The sequence below is a fragment of the Chryseobacterium sp. DT-167 genome, from assembly GCF_058310155.1.
This window is the reverse complement of record NZ_JBZEEQ010000015.1, coordinates 26,563-41,730: the sequence shown is the minus strand read 5'-3', so window position 1 is coordinate 41,730 and position 15,168 is coordinate 26,563. Positions and strand designations below refer to the sequence as shown.

At 38.6% G+C, this 15,168-nt stretch carries 12 protein-coding genes; 7 read left to right on the top strand and 5 right to left on the bottom strand.

All coding sequences use genetic code 11. The features are described from left to right. Nucleotides 1-332 precede the first annotated feature (332 nt). Entirely contained in the window at nt 333-509 is a 177-nt protein-coding gene (locus AC4FQ5_RS17455) for an alpha-ketoglutarate-dependent dioxygenase AlkB (protein WP_491145479.1), read from the bottom strand. Next, nucleotides 434-793, bottom strand: coding sequence for an alpha-ketoglutarate-dependent dioxygenase AlkB (locus AC4FQ5_RS17450; protein ID WP_491145379.1), 360 nt, complete (start codon nt 791-793; stop codon nt 434-436). Before AC4FQ5_RS17450 ends, AC4FQ5_RS17455 begins: the two co-directional genes overlap by 76 nt. A gap of 751 nt (nt 794-1,544) precedes the next feature. On the opposite strand from AC4FQ5_RS17450, the gene AC4FQ5_RS17445 reads away from it, so the two are divergent. Both AC4FQ5_RS17445 and AC4FQ5_RS17440 read left to right on the top strand, forming a co-directional pair. Further along, on the top strand, nt 1,545-4,715 hold the full coding sequence (locus AC4FQ5_RS17445) for a bifunctional cytochrome P450/NADPH--P450 reductase (RefSeq protein WP_491145377.1): 3,171 nt from the start codon (nt 1,545-1,547) through the stop codon (nt 4,713-4,715). A gap of 198 nt (nt 4,716-4,913) precedes the next feature. Continuing rightward, nucleotides 4,914-5,480 (top strand): Crp/Fnr family transcriptional regulator, encoded by a 567-nt coding sequence (locus AC4FQ5_RS17440; protein ID WP_491145375.1) that lies wholly within the window; start codon nt 4,914-4,916, stop codon nt 5,478-5,480. A gap of 464 nt (nt 5,481-5,944) precedes the next feature. Here the strand turns inward: AC4FQ5_RS17440 and AC4FQ5_RS17435 are convergent, their stop codons facing one another. Further along, nucleotides 5,945-6,541 (bottom strand): Crp/Fnr family transcriptional regulator, encoded by a 597-nt coding sequence (locus AC4FQ5_RS17435; RefSeq protein ID WP_491145374.1) that lies wholly within the window; start codon nt 6,539-6,541, stop codon nt 5,945-5,947. Between the two features lie 381 nt (nt 6,542-6,922). After that, nucleotides 6,923-7,480 carry a conjugal transfer protein TraD gene (locus AC4FQ5_RS17430; protein WP_491145372.1) on the bottom strand — a complete coding sequence of 186 codons (558 nt, stop codon included), beginning with the start codon at nt 7,478-7,480 and terminating at the stop codon, nt 6,923-6,925. Nucleotides 7,481-8,123: 643 nt separating this feature from the next. On the opposite strand from AC4FQ5_RS17430, the gene AC4FQ5_RS17425 reads away from it, so the two are divergent. Both AC4FQ5_RS17425 and AC4FQ5_RS17420 read left to right on the top strand, forming a co-directional pair. Continuing rightward, nucleotides 8,124-8,480 carry a response regulator gene (locus AC4FQ5_RS17425; protein ID WP_491145371.1) on the top strand — a complete coding sequence of 119 codons (357 nt, stop codon included), beginning with the start codon at nt 8,124-8,126 and terminating at the stop codon, nt 8,478-8,480. A gap of 342 nt (nt 8,481-8,822) precedes the next feature. After that, nucleotides 8,823-11,291: a PAS domain S-box protein gene (locus AC4FQ5_RS17420; protein ID WP_491145369.1), complete on the top strand. Its 2,469-nt coding sequence runs from the start codon at nt 8,823-8,825 to the stop codon at nt 11,289-11,291. 181 nt (nt 11,292-11,472) lie between these two features. On the opposite strand, the gene AC4FQ5_RS17415 is transcribed toward AC4FQ5_RS17420, so the two are convergent. Continuing rightward, on the bottom strand, nt 11,473-11,940 hold the full coding sequence (locus AC4FQ5_RS17415) for an SRPBCC family protein (protein ID WP_491145367.1): 468 nt from the start codon (nt 11,938-11,940) through the stop codon (nt 11,473-11,475). Between the two features lie 1,018 nt (nt 11,941-12,958). Here AC4FQ5_RS17415 and AC4FQ5_RS17410 point away from each other — a divergent pair. From AC4FQ5_RS17410 to AC4FQ5_RS17400, 3 genes are all read left to right on the top strand, one after another. After that, nucleotides 12,959-13,327 carry a hypothetical protein gene (locus AC4FQ5_RS17410; RefSeq protein ID WP_491145365.1) on the top strand — a complete coding sequence of 123 codons (369 nt, stop codon included), beginning with the start codon at nt 12,959-12,961 and terminating at the stop codon, nt 13,325-13,327. A gap of 76 nt (nt 13,328-13,403) precedes the next feature. Next, nucleotides 13,404-13,895 (top strand): hypothetical protein, encoded by a 492-nt coding sequence (locus AC4FQ5_RS17405; protein WP_491145364.1) that lies wholly within the window; start codon nt 13,404-13,406, stop codon nt 13,893-13,895. Between the two features lie 10 nt (nt 13,896-13,905). Next, nucleotides 13,906-14,433 (top strand): hypothetical protein, encoded by a 528-nt coding sequence (locus AC4FQ5_RS17400; protein ID WP_491145362.1) that lies wholly within the window; start codon nt 13,906-13,908, stop codon nt 14,431-14,433. Nucleotides 14,434-15,168 lie beyond the last annotated feature (735 nt).

Sequence of the window (15,168 nt, the reverse complement as noted above, 5' to 3'; positions counted from 1 at the left end):
TATTTGTTGAGATTCCCGTACAAAATACTTATATAATATAAGGATTTGAACGCACAAAAAATGTAATCCTTATCTAAACTCGATGAACAAATAATTTTATTGATTTAGAAATTAAATAGCAACATGTGAAATAGCAATTGAAGTAATCTTGAAATTTTCAAAACTGATACTACCTTTTCAACTTCCCATGATTTGAGCATATTGGTCGCTTTTATTAGATTCGAACTCTTAAATTCATAGTATTATTCACATTAGCGCATTGACATGCTACCTTAGTCGGTTATGAAAGAAATATCGGTCTGCTCTAAAATGTTAGAGATTTTTTCAGCTCGTTATGCTTCACTGATCAATCGGCATGTAAGATTAATCCGTTCCTTCATTGGCACGGTAGATTTAGCAATCCGGTGTTCCCAATTTTCCTGAAGATCCCCTTTCATAATGAGTAAGGAACCATTTGGGAGTGGCAGGTTATATTTGCTTTGATGATGGTCTTTCTTTCTGAAATCGATGCTTCTGGTTTGTCCAAGGCTGATGGATGCAATAACAGGACGCCTCCATACCTGCTTTCTTTGTCCCTGTGCCAGGCTACTGAATCATTGTGGTCACGATAGAGGTTTAATAGTACCCTATTGAACCTATAACCAAATTCTTGTTCAATTCGCTCTTTCAAGGATAACAGCTCCGGGATCCAGGGATTGGTACCTGATGTATTATTATCAGCCGATTCGTATAATTTGTTCTTATCGCCATACCAGGCCGTTAGTCGCGGTGTTAAGACGGTCTTATCATACATTTTCTGAGTACGCTGTTCCCATGGAGCGGTTTGAAGCAGATGGTCTTTTAATCCATCGCCTCTTCCCTGCTCAGAAAATTCTCCTTGTATTCCAAAAGGTCTTTTGGAAATTCATAAAATTCTTCCACATCGAATAAACTTAGCTGGCCCATTGTGATTTATTTAAAAAATAGTTATCTTTATAACATCCTATTCAATAGGATAATTTTTTCATCATTTGTGTTTTTAGCTTCCCTTCGGGGAAGTTTTTTTATCGATTGAACTTAAGAATTCCATTCTCGAGATTGCTGATGCTGCGTCTCGCTTCATCGACCAGATTTTTGAGATGGGCATGATCAGGTAAATAATATTGGTAATCATCAGGTGAACTTGCAACTATTTTTGAGACAAAATTTAGACACTCCTTATGCTACATTTTTAAATTGATTAGACATTAAATTTTGATACTCTCTTATGGTTAAATTTACTAAAGCCGAAATCGAAGATTCGACGAAGTCAATGCCTTCTCTGAGTGTTGTATTTTGACACTCTTAGCAGTACATTTCCTAAAACAGAAAGTACAGATTCAACGTCAAGAGCTCCTTAGTATGTATTCAATTCCTTTTTTCGAGAGGCTGTGATCTCTTTCAATTCTCATTATTTTAAGAAACAATTTTGAGCAGATTAACCCAATAGCTCTATTATTTTTTAAGATATCTTAAAAAATAAGTCCTTTTATGTCCTCATCTTTATGTAAGATAAAAAGAAAACGATGATCGAGCAAATACCTCAGCCCAAAGTATACCCTATTATAAAAAATGTTCTGGCTTTAGATGCGGATGCACCTGTGCAAAGTTTAATGCGGCTGGCTGATACCTATGGCAGCATATTTAAATTCCAGGTTGGAGATCAGACAGCAGTAGTAATTTCGGATCCGGACCTGGTAACCGAAGTCTGTGACGAATCACGGTTTGACAAGAAAGTCCATAAGCCCCTTGAAAAAATAAGAGACTTTGGAGGTGATGGACTGTTTACAGCTTATACAGAAGAAAGCAACTGGGGAAAAGCACACCGGATTCTCGTTCCGGCATTCGGTCCGGGCGCAATTAAAACCATGTTTCCGCAAATGCTTGATATAGCGGAGCAATTGCTGCTTAAATGGGAAAGATTAGGGCCGGAAACATCATTGGATGTGCCGGATAATATGACCAGGCTTACTCTGGATACCATAGCGCTTTGTGCATTTGATTTCCGTTTCAACAGTTTTTACAATGAAGAGATGCATCCTTTTGTAGGTGCTATGATTCATGCACTACAGGAAGCAAGTCATTACGTCAGACGTTTGCCCATCATCAACAGGCTACTGCTTATTACAAGGAGGAATTACGAACAGGAAATCAACCTGTTGAATACCGTAGCAACTGATATTATTGCCGAGCGCAGGAAGTTACCCCCAGAACAATGGCCTGATGACCTTCTATCCTTGATGCTGCGAGGTAAAGATCCTTTATCAGGAGAAGGTCTCGATGACCGGAACATCACGTATCAGATGTTGACCTTCCTTATTGCAGGACATGAGACAACCAGCGGTATGCTATCGTTTGCCATTCATCTATTATTGAAAAATCCTGATAAGCTAAAAAAAACGCAGGCAGAAGTAGATAAAGTACTGGGAAATAACACACCTCGTTTTGAGCATCTTAGCCAGCTCGAATATATAGATCAGGTTCTAAAAGAGAGTCTTCGGTTATGGCCGACCGCTCCCCTATTCGGACTTTGTCCTTACGAAGACACTATAATCGGAGGCAAGTATGAAATTAAAAAAGAAGACGCAATTCTGGTCCTTTTGCCTTCTCTGCACCGAAGCAGTAAATCCTGGAAAGGCGATGTAGAAGCTTTTGAACCTGAAAGGTTTGATACTGAAAATACCAACAAGATGTCACCCGGAAGTTATAAACCTTTTGGAAATGGTCAACGTGCCTGCATCGGTCGTCCGTTTGCGATGCAAGAGGCTACCCTTGTACTGGCAATGATCCTTCAGCGTTTTGACTTACATGAAACCGATCCCGGCTACCAGCTAAAGATAAAGGAGTCCCTAACACTGAAACCCAATGGCTTTTTTATAAAAGCTGTAAAACGTAATGAAAAAGGTATTGATCCTGCTGCTATTTGTACTGATTCCAAGCATACTGTAGCAGCACCTGAAGTAACAGCAAACTTTCAGGCGCATCAGACACCATTATTGGTTTTATTTGGCTCCAATAGCGGAACGTGTCAGGATTTTGCCTACCGAATCACAAAAGATGGAACCACACAAGGCTATGATGCAAAAATGGCTACTTTGGACAGCTTTACGGAAAATCTTCCAACAACCGGAGCAGTGATTATTGTAACCGCATCTTATGAAGGTCTGCCACCGGATAATGCCAAAAAATTTGTCAGCTGGCTGAAATCCAAGCAGGATAATAGTTTACAAGGCGTTCAGTATGCTGTATTTGGGTGTGGAAATACAGATTGGAATAAAACGTACCAGGCAATACCGACTTACATAGACCATCGTTTAAATGAGTTGGGAGCAAACCGGTTACTGTCCCGTGGCGAAGCGGATGCAAAGCATGATCTGTTTGGAGACTTTGACAGATGGTACGAATCGCTTTGGCCGGATCTTGCTAATCATTTTTCTTTACAGGTAAATACAATAAAAGAGGCAGGCAGCTATGTAATAGAGGTTGTAAACGATGTAAGGTCAAGTATTTTAAATGAACCGGACATGAAACGTGGCATTGTGATCGTTAATGAAGAACTGGTTGAAATGAACATACCAAATGCACGTTCAAAGCGACATCTGGAGATCGCATTACCAGACGGTATGACCTATCGAAGTGGTGACTATCTGTCTGTATTGCCGCTAAATCCGGAAGATAAAGTTACAGCCTTATTGAAAAGATTTCATTTAGATTATGATACACAGGTTATTGTCAAGACGGACAATATAAACACACCACTCCCTAAAGGTTATCCCGTAAAAGCAGGCGATCTGATCAGCCAGTACGTTGAGCTGAACCAAGTAGCTACTCAAAAGCAGATTGATAAGCTAACCGCGTATACACTATGCCCGCCGGAGAGAATAAGATTAGCCCAATATGCCAGCGATGAGACCTATAAAAGTGAGGTATTAAACAAAAGACTTAGCCTTACGGATCTTTTGCAGCTCAATCCTGCCTGCGAAGTGCCGTTTGAGGTATTTTTAGAAATGTTGCCTGCAATGAAGCCGCGCCGTTATTCTATTTCTTCATCTCCTTTATGGAACAAAAACCATTGTACTTTAACGGTAGCAGTAACAAATGCGCCAGCATTTTCCGGTTTGGGAAATTATAAAGGTACAACATCCGGTTATTTGGCTGAGCTACCCGTTGGATCGGGAATTACTGTGAAAGTACAGCCATCGCCAGAAGCATTTCATCTTCCTGAGGATATTTCCCAGCCTTTAGTTATGATTGGTGCAGGCAGCGGTATAGCGCCTTTCAGAGGGTTTATCCAGGAGCGGGCTATTCAAAAAGCAAACGGGGAACCCGTAGGAGAAATGCTGCTCTTTTTTGGATGCCGTGCAGAAAATATAGATTTCCTTTATAAGGACCAATTGCGAAACTGGGAAAGAGAAAATGTAGTCCGTGTCCTTCCTGCTTTTTCGACGATACCTGACATCGATACGCCATATGTACAGCACAGTGTCTGGAAACACAAGGAAGAGGTAAAGCGGCTATTTCAAAACGGGGCAACTATTTATCTCTGTGGCGATGGCAAATATATGGCTCCGGCAGTCCGGGAGACACTGATTAAAATTTATCAGGAGATAATCGACTCAGATTTCGAAACTTCATTAAAACATTGGGAAGAACATGTTGAGAAAAACAACCGCTTTGTAACTGACATTTTTGAGTAAACAGAATGGATGCCTTAACGATTTATTTCTTTAAAACCTGACTGCAGCTGAACTATAAGTTGAGGAGATATTATGAAATATATTACCTTAGCGGAACAGATTATTGCTTCGGTACATTGTGAATATAGGTCCTGCAGGATCAGACGCAGGGTTTATATTTTTCAATCACCGTATTTTCAAATAGTAAATAAAAAACAGATGAAACTGATTGACTATCTTAAAAAAAACGTTGGGTTACCCAATGATCTGATCACATTGCTAGATCATCTTTTTGAAACAGAGGATTTGCCGAAAGGTCATGAGCTGCTCGCCGAGGGAACTAACTCAAAGAAATTTTTCTATCTTGAAAGTGGTTTGATGCGGTTATATTATCTGAAAGACGGTAAAGATATTACCCATCATTTTCTTCAGGAGTGCTCAATTTATACGCCTATTGAAAATGTTTTTCTAAACCAATACTACCCTTACAACTTGATGCTTCTCGAGAACAGTGTTATTAGAACGGTTGATTATGCCCTGATTGAACAATATGTGGACACAGACCCAAAACTTCAGCGCTTGTCACGTTTTCTGGCCGTGTCCGCTATCAAGCAGCTTTCAGATCAGCTCCATTCAATAAAATTTCAAACCGCTCAGGAACGGTATAATATTCTGCTTCAAAACTATCCGGGAATCCTCTTGCGCGTCCCGCTAGGGCATATTGCATCCTATCTCGGGATTACCCAGCAGACACTTAGTGTCATCAGGGCAGAAAACGGAAAATAGCATATCAGCATATCTACGAACATCAAAACTTATACCAGCCAATAATACCATTGAGGTGAGTACCAGCTTTTTTCTTTGTTTTTCCATAATTAAAACAGACTAATTTTTAATTATTACCTGCTTTGTGTAGGCTTGGAAACAAATGTATCGGGGCTATCAACCGGCACTAATCAATTGACATTCAATGGAATTTCTTAGCGCTTAATGGTCTTACACTTCTGTTTTTTGACATAAAAAGCACGAGTTTTAGATAGAAATGATGCCGTTTCATTGTTGTTAATGAACAAATACTGAAAAGAGACGTCTGCCTTTTTACACAGCTACAGTCTCTTGGAATTCTTTGGATTAGCTTAGGTTAGTAATATTAAGGCATAAAAAAACATCAGAACTATAAAATTCTGATGTCTAATATATATATAATGATGTGTTTATTAAAGTTGTTCTTTAGTCTTTAAAATGATTATTTAATAGTATATTTTCCCATTTATTAGCCTAAGTAGCCCTTCCTTTTCCATATTCTTAACGGTTCTGATTACTGTTTCCACTCGCATGCCTGTTAAATTAGCCAATTGCTGCCTGGTATGTGGAACTAGATAAGAGAATGATGCAGTATTATTACTAAAGTCTTTAAAGTAGTCTAACAATGTTTGTAATTTAAATAGTGAACTACTGGAAGAAATACCCAGCTGCATTTTATATTTATAATACAACCTATCGGATAGACATTTAAGCATACTAAAGTTTGCTTCAATATTTTGACTTAGTAAATTATATAATTTAGTCTTAGGCAACTTAATTATAGTGGAATTTGTTCTTACAATTGCGCTCATTGGATAAGGTAGTTCGCTAAAAAGTAGAGATTCACCAAAACTTTGTCCGTCCGATATAATATTCTGTGTGAATTCCTTTCCATCTTCATGGTAATTATTGAGTGATACGGTACCATCTACAATTTGGAAATAGAATTTAGCTATAGTACCCTCGTAAAAAATAGTGTGATTAATTCTATAATCATCAAATGTAGCACCGTAAGATATTAGTAGATCATTGTTAATTGTCATTATTAATTATGTATGCAAATATCAAACCACGCGAAATAACTTTACCACAAAAATTTATTATTATTTTTGTTATTTTAATATAATAAACAACATATTTTATAATATATTTCAAAAATATACGTCAATAAATAAAATTATTACAATACGCATTAACCACACTGTATTACTGCTATAATACCTTTCACCTCTTTCTTGCTGCGCTTCGGTGCAATTGCACATGTCGTTTTAGCATTTCTGGTCATTGCTTTTCCAGATTCTCTTTAATCATTACTTTAAGCTTAGTGATCCTAATGAAGAATTCATCCTTGTGATGCGACTATAGACCAATTTACTTTAAAAGTTTACTGCTGGTTTCTGCAGAGAGGAATAAAATATTTTTGCTTATGTATTGTAAAGGAGAACTGTGTCAAACGAATTCCCCAATATCAAAATCATTGAGATCTTTTTTTTCCGCCAAACGGAAGAACCGGAATCTACTTCTAGTGACAGCCTCTTGTCCAGAAGCTCGGCGATTTGCCGTGAAGCGTCTTCAGTCGAATTTTCCAAAAGGCTGTAGAGTTCGGTTCCCTTCATTTTGTGAACTGTGTCTGCCGCTTCTTTTTGCAAGGAAGGATCTTCAGTCTCTTGTCTGAGTACCATCCCCACGATTCCAAGTTCTTCAAAGGTAACCCCCTGTGCAAAACCGGCATCGCCATCAGCAACTTCGTACCTGTTACATTCTTCTTCCTCTTCCTGAAGATCAACTTTAACGGTACTGAAAATTTCATCCAGCTCTTCCTGCGGAATTTGTTTTTTGAAATCGTCCTCCTTGATTTCTTCATCAAAATTATTCACTTCCTCCGTTGATCTTGTATGTTGGCTTTCGGAAGTAGTGTTTGGAACGATGTGTCTTTGTTGACGCTTTGAATGACCAATAATATCGGCAGAACGTTTTTTCAAATGAATACTACCCTTATAATCTGGTCTTATTGGAAGACAGCATCATTAGAAGCATTGATTTTACTTTGCTTGAAGATTATGTCGACACAAATCCGCTCCTTCAGCGCTTATCACGCATTCTAGCGGTATCCGCTATTAAACAGATATCACATCAACGGTACTCAATAAAATTCCAGACAGCGCAGGAGAGGTATGAAATTTTACTTCAGAATTAGCCCGGTATTCTTCTGCGAGTGCCTTTAGGACATCGCATCTTATCTCGGTATTACTCAACAGACGCTGAGTGTTATCAGATCGGAAAACGGCAGATAAAAAAATGTATAATAATTTATAGGAACAAATCTACTAATATTGGAGCTATTGATAAGAATGCTATTTTAACTTTAAACTATCTAAATTTCCAAATTACTTATTGTTTATCTAAATTGTACCAGAGCCTTCCATAGTAAAAACTTCTGATGCGTATCAACTTTGGATAAACGGATACGGTTGATTATGTCCGTTTAAAAGACTGCATACCGTCAGTCTACGATTTGTTGTTCAGGGCTTAAACTCTAAAATCCATTTTATGATTCGACAGATGTAAGCTAGGCCGTTACTTGCGATCATTTTTTTCATACATTTACAAAAAAATTAATGACATATGGAGAAAAAAGTAGTGATTATTCAGGATGATGAACAGACATTAGAGCTTATGGATCACATCCTGACTACTGAAGGGTACGGGGTGATTCCGTCATTAACCACAGAGCCGATTGACGAGATTGACGAGATCAATCCTGATGTAGTTATTGTGGATGAATATATTAAAGGAGATAAAAGAGGAACTGAGGTAATTGAAGAATTAAAGTCCGATCCCGAAACAGAAGACGTATCAGCCGTATTAACGTCCACTTCTCCTGAATTATCTAAAAAGGCTGAGCAATGCAAAGCTGACGACTATATTGAAAAACCCTTTGATATTGATCATCTGGTAGATGTCGTTAAAAAAAATACCTAAACTTCGAAACGCACTGTGCAGTATTAATCTGCAATTTTTATGTAACTGCAAATGATACATAGAAGTTTTAATTATTTCCTCAAAAATCCTGCCTGTAAAACTACTCTCCTAACTTAAACGGCTTCATCGCAGAAAAGGCGAATTTTATTCACATTGAATCCTCATCGACAAGTTAAAAGAATAATCGTATTGAGACAATGGTCTTATTTTAAATACCACGATTATTAAAGATTTTTATGAGATGGCACTTAATGGAACAATAATTGAAACATTAACTGACACTGAAAATAGGTATAATTTCCCCTATTTGCATATTTTAAATTCTCAACCCGAACTGTCATTATGATTGATCAAGTGAAAATCTTAAACTTTGAACAGATAATCACCGTGCTTTCTGCTGGCAATGCAGCCACTGCAGTACATGTCGGAGAAGATGCGAAAATTGCATTTGCAAATCAGGCTATGTTAAATATTTGGGGGCGCGGTCCTGAGGTTATAGGCAAAGGTCTTATAGAGGCAATGCCTGAACTTACTGATCAGCCGTTTCCGGAAATGTTTGCAAAGGCATGGCGCGAAGGTCTAACCATTTCAGGAAAGGATACTCCCGCAGAAATAATAGTAAACGAAGTACTGGACACGTATTATTTTGATTTTGAGTACCGTGCTATAAAGGACGATAACGGTCTGGTAATGGCTATACTGCATACTGCTACTGACGTAACCGAGCGCTACCTAAACAGACGCATGCTTGAAGAGGCGGCCCTGAATAAGGAATTGCTTATCCGTGAGCAATCCCTCAATGAAGAGCTTGCCGCATCGAACGAGGAGCTGGCATCGATCAATGAAGAGCTCCACGCTGGCAGAGAAGAACTTTCCCGCATAAACCTTGAGCTGGAATCCATCGTGGAAGACCGTGTGAAAGAACTAACCGAAAGTGAGGAGCGTTTCAGATCTATGGCTGATAATACGGATGTGCTGATAGCCGTACGTGATCAGGAAGAACAGCTGATTTATTTCAATAAGGTCTGGTCACAGCTCACCGGCAGAACTGCAGAAAAGCTGATACGAATGGGATGGCATGACCTTATTCATCAGTCAGACAAGCAGAATTTCCTTGATATTCATTATCAGGCTTATGCCCAAAAGGTTTCCTACAGTGTTGAGATGAGACTGCTCGGAGCTGACGGAATTTACCATTGGCTGCTGAAAAAGGGTACACCGAGGTTTCTTTCTGACGGGACTTTTGCCGGATATATCAGCTCCTGTGTTGACATCAGCCAGCTAAAACTTGTTGAACAGCAGCTCCAGGAAGTAAATGAGGAATTGGCAGCACTTAACGAAGAGCTGGTGACAACCAATGAAGAACTGGCAGAATCCAATAATGAGTTATTGCTTAGCGAAGCACGCTTCCGTAATCTGATCCGACAGGCACCCGTTGCCATATGCGTAATTCGGACCGAGGATCTGATGGTTACTGAAGTGAACGACGGCTATCTGGAACTGGTCGGTAAGACCCGGGAACAATTGGAACAGCGGGTGATCTGGGAGGGTGTTGCCGAAGCAGCTGAGATCTATTCGCCAGTCATGCAGCAAGTGATTGCCACCGGAATTGCATTCCATGGAAGAGAGCACGAGCTCTTTTTGCACCGAAATGGAACGGATGAAACTGTGTTTGTCGATTTCGTTTATGAACCGGTAACGGATTTAAGAGGTGCAGTAACATCCATTATGGTCGTAGGCAATGATGTGACGGATAAAGTGATCGCAAGAAATGAGATTGAAATTATTGAGGAACGTAGCCGCCTTGCTATTGAAGCAGCTGAAATAGGAACTTATGAATTAAACTACGCAGACCAGACTTTAAAAAGCTCGAAACGTTTTGATGAGATCTTCGCAGTTACCAGTCCGGTTTCCAGAGCGCAGGTTCTGGCCACCTTTCATCCGTTGGATACTCATCTTAGCAATGAAGCCCATGCTATCGCTAAGGAAACAGGAAAACTGTTTTATGAAACCCGTATTTTGCTTGCAGATGGCTCTGTACGATGGGTACGTCTGCAGGGGAACGTGCATTATGATAGCAATGGCAACCGAAAAAAGCTGTTGGGTACGGCCACTGACATCACTGCTTATAAAGAACTTCAACAGCAAAAGGACGACTTCCTTTCGATTGCAAGCCATGAGCTGAAAACACCTCTTACCAGTTTAAAAGCTGCTTTACAGCTCCTGGACCGGATGAAGACCAGTCCAACAGCATTATTTCCCAGACTCATAGAACAATGCAATAAAAGCATGGATAGGATCTCCGTACTGGTAGAAGAACTGCTGAATGTCACACGGGTTAATGAAGGCATGGTAATGATAAACAAAAGCAAGTTTAATGTACTACATATGGTGAACGAATGCTGTGCACATGTTTTGCAGGCGGACACTCATGAATTATTGATTGAAGGCGGGACAAACCTTGAAATTGTGGCGGATGAGAACCGGATACAGCAGGTCCTCATTAATTTCATAAGCAATGCCATTAAATACGCCCCCAACAGCAAACAAATATTCCTGACGATTGAACAAAGATCTGATTCCGTAAAGATTTCACTTAGGGACACAGGTCCGGGTATTCCGGCAGATAAGTTACCCCACCTTTTTGAGCGTTACTACAGAGTCGATTCAAAAGGTGTACAGGCTTCTGGACTCGGACTAGGACTGTACATCAGTGCCGACATTATAGCCCGCCATGGCGGGCAGATTGGCGCTGAAAGTATTGAGGGTGAAGGGAGCACATTTTGGTTTACCCTGCCGTACGAGACTTAACATCTAGCTCTTGCATTATTGGATTAACTGATGCTAAAGTCTTACCTAGGTTGTCTGGAAAACGCTGATAACTTTTTCCCTATGCGATGTGTATTTCGAAATCACTTGCGGGTCTGGTGATAAAGATCTTACTCCTGAATATCTATAAATATATGATGTTGGCTGATATATTCAGTAAGCGTTATTCTGACTGATATTCCAGGCAACGATGTAGATTTCGCCCAAGTATCATTTCCCAACCCTGCTCAAATCGCTGATAGGCAAAATGCGGATCGACCGGAAAGCTAGCCAACCCCGTATGTGTCAATCGTAAAATAGTCATTTCATTATGCTTAAACAATTCAAAAATGACTTCTGAACTTTCCTGAAATCCTTTATAGGACCAGCTGTGGGCCAGTAAACGGTTATTTTCAATCTTTGAAATTCTCCATTCTTTCTGATAGTGTGAGCCGTCATCGGAAAACAGGAAAGCCGCTCCGACCTTTGGCTCAAAATGTATAATCTGTGGAAAATACCATTTTTTCAACAGTTCAACCTCAGTCATTGCCTGCCAAACATTTGAAATGGAAATATTGTAGGCTACTTCTAATTTAAAAGAGTCATTCATATTACGAAGATAAATAATCAACTCTATTACTCCCTGTTTCAACTCTATTTTATTTTCTCATACCTATCTTGGGGTCAGATATTTAATCGTGAAGCTTTAATTCATCCAATGCTTTATCTACTTTTTTGTTTTCGCCATAACGATAAAGCCTACCAAATCTAAATCACCTGTAGTATGCTTTGCTATTTCCAAAATATTTTCTTCGCCCGAACGTGTATCAAAAAGTAGTTTGTGTAAATATCGATTGCAAGTTCACGGTCTTTGGAACGCAGGAATACCCGCTATAATTTTTCCTGTGTTTCTGCTTTGTAAACAAGAAATGGGTGTTTTAAGAATGGCAGGAATTTACGTTGTCCACAGTAATGAAATTTTTCTTTGTAAATTCCCAATTCTTGCCACCAAGGATACATTGCCTCGCTAGATACTGCTTGGATCTTAAATTGACTTCGTCGAATCTTCGATTTCTAAACTGCATTTCTAAACTGCAATTTTTTCTGATCTTTCTTATAATCTTAAAGTTAAAAAGTATAAGAATTGTGTCCTAACAAAGTTAGCAACTCCAATAAGTAGATTTATAATAATAAACCAGCTTATAATTTACCATAGAGTTAAAGTGTTTATTAAAATTACGGACGTAATAATTTATCAATTCCTACATGGAAATTGGGTTTTATAAAAAATTACGCATCAATTTTTCAAATATTTGCATCAAAATAATTCACTTTTTCATTAGTGAAATACACCTTTATTTTCCCTGTCTCTAAAATGCTTTAATGATTTTTCCATGAAAGGCTCCATCATTAAATTCATTGAAAAAATATATTTTTTAGGTAAAAATTTATAAATAATTCCCACATGGTACATATATTAATTCATTACATACATCTAAATAAAGTAAATTGCATCATATAATAATTCACATAATACACGAGTAATAATATATGGAACATTGTAGAAATAGTAAATTACCGTTATGCCTTTAATGTCTAAACAATACGAATCCAACATGGCTCTAGCTCAAAAACATAAAATCTTTATAACAATCAAATCTTATTTACTTATGAAAAAACTATTTTTTACAGTTATTGTATCAATAACTTTATTATCCTGTACGAACGAGAGTACTGCAGTTAATACAGTCGAATCTATGAAAACGACAGAAATGCAAAACTTTGACCGAGCAATGAAAAGTCTTGGAGATCCGGCTAACAGGCCTACAGAAGAAGAGAAACGTTCTGGTTCAGCGGAATTGAGCGATAGAAGAAAGAAAATACTTTTGCCTTCTGCAATAGAATTAATACAGTCAACGGGTGTCTCCAAAGATGAAATTCAGAGAAAAACAAATGGTGATATTTCAGCGATACTCGTTTGGGCAATTCAGATCAACGAGAAAAAATCTGCACAGATAAGAAATAATGTAAAACTATAACCAATCTGCTATGAAAAGAATAATTTTAGCTTTATTTATTGGCAGTTCAGGATTGCTAAGTTCCCAGCAAAGCAAGTTGACTGTAAGCAACTATTCAGCGTATGATTTTCACGGAATTTTACTAGCTACTCCATTAGGTACATGTTACCCGATGGTGAGTATTTCCGCACCTGCAGTACCGACTGAGCTGGTTGTTCCTGCAGGGACTGTATATGGATTGTCGTCCTATGCCTCTGCGACCGGTATAACATCCTTCCTTGTGCAAACCAGTGCTACTAATCCTGCAACTCCAAGAGTGCCCAGTCATCCTACACTAATACCGTCTGGTGCTATTGCGACAATGACTGACTGGAGACATACTAAATTCCAAATGTATTTCGCAGGAACGAGTGTACCTGTTTCATCCGGAGGAACAAGTGTACCTGAAACCTATTATAATGGAAACTTAGGGGATGGAACAAACAGTTGTTGGTTAGGGGACAGTTATATCTCAACCACCTATGGAGATGCGGAATTTTTTAAAATTTCATCAGGAGGAATAACATACAGCTACATTAACATCTTTTAAAATAAGTCACATGAAAAAAATATTTCCAATCTTTGGTTTATTCTTAAGTGTCTCTGCTTTTGCGCAGCAAAGTACATTAGTAATCAATAACTACACGATTTATAAATTGACAGGAAGACTTAGAGCTAATCATGTTACCAACTGTGTACCCGAACTGTACATGGGTAACACTTTATCAAGTGGAAATTTTACGATTCCACCGACTACAACTGCTACCTATGAGAAATATTACACAGCCAATGCCGCAAGTCCCGCTGTCAATGACTTTCTTGTGCGAATGTCTGCTACTACTCCTGCTGCAGTTTTACCTTACAATCATCCCAATGTAATAAGTATTTCCCCTACGACGGACTGGAGATTCTTTGCATTTGATGTAAGAGATAATGCAAGCCCTAATACTGTTTATGACAGTTTCCAGATAGGCATCTCAAGTTGTGGCGCCACCTATCCAACTTACCAAGTAGGATCTGCTTCTGAAGCTGAGTGGTTTACAATCAGTTCTGGAGGAACTGCTTATACCTATATTAATATCTTTTAATGGCAAAAGATATTTTTTAATATTACGCGTTGTGCATTTTGATTAAAGAGAAAAAGTCATTCATTGTTTGAAATGAGTAGATGCTATAGACCAAATTTAATTTAATATGCACAACGGGTAAATATATCATAACTCAATATACTTCTATAAAAACTCATCATAGTAAGATATTTAATTGTGGTATTGATGCATCAATTGCAACTATCTCTGCTTTTTTGGTGTATCCGGCTCAAATGCAAAACTGGTTTCCGCCTGTTCATTCAGAATGATAAAAGCATTAAAAATCTTTCCCGACCTACTCTACATTCCTTCGATAAGCGGCGTCTTTCCCTTAACCAATAGGCTTTCTAGGTCCGAAATGCTCAATTGTACGCCACACACATTACGATATTGTAGCCAGCCACATCTCTCATCCGGACATTTAACGATATTATCACGAATCAGGTGATTTCTGCATTTGGGACAAAATAGTTCAGGTAAGTATTCACGGTGAACTGAAGCATTCAGCAATTCCTGAGTTATTTCTTTTGCATAATTCTCCATCTCTTTTTAAAATGTTGAGGAACTCGATTCACCATTTTCAATCTTTTGCATCGCCAGTTCCCATTCCGCCGTCATCACCGCATCAGCAATCTTTTTATCCTAGACCAGCTCATAAACCTGCAAACCTTTTTGGTGGGTATTAAGGATTTTTATCTCTTTTCACATAATCTCTGGCAATGTTTCAATGATCGA

What these genes read in the sequence shown, in the direction of transcription:
- AC4FQ5_RS17450 (WP_491145379.1), bottom strand. Translation starts at nt 793, where the DNA reads ATGTATGATAAGACCGTCTTAACACCGCGACTAACGGCCTGGTATGGC.
- AC4FQ5_RS17445 (WP_491145377.1), top strand. Translation starts at nt 1,545, where the DNA reads ATGATCGAGCAAATACCTCAGCCCAAAGTATACCCTATTATAAAAAAT.
- AC4FQ5_RS17440 (WP_491145375.1), top strand. Translation starts at nt 4,914, where the DNA reads ATGAAACTGATTGACTATCTTAAAAAAAACGTTGGGTTACCCAATGAT.
- AC4FQ5_RS17435 (WP_491145374.1), bottom strand. Translation starts at nt 6,541, where the DNA reads ATGACAATTAACAATGATCTACTAATATCTTACGGTGCTACATTTGAT.
- AC4FQ5_RS17425 (WP_491145371.1), top strand. Translation starts at nt 8,124, where the DNA reads ATGGAGAAAAAAGTAGTGATTATTCAGGATGATGAACAGACATTAGAG.
- AC4FQ5_RS17420 (WP_491145369.1), top strand. Translation starts at nt 8,823, where the DNA reads ATGATTGATCAAGTGAAAATCTTAAACTTTGAACAGATAATCACCGTG.
- AC4FQ5_RS17410 (WP_491145365.1), top strand. Translation starts at nt 12,959, where the DNA reads ATGAAAAAACTATTTTTTACAGTTATTGTATCAATAACTTTATTATCC.
- AC4FQ5_RS17400 (WP_491145362.1), top strand. Translation starts at nt 13,906, where the DNA reads ATGAAAAAAATATTTCCAATCTTTGGTTTATTCTTAAGTGTCTCTGCT.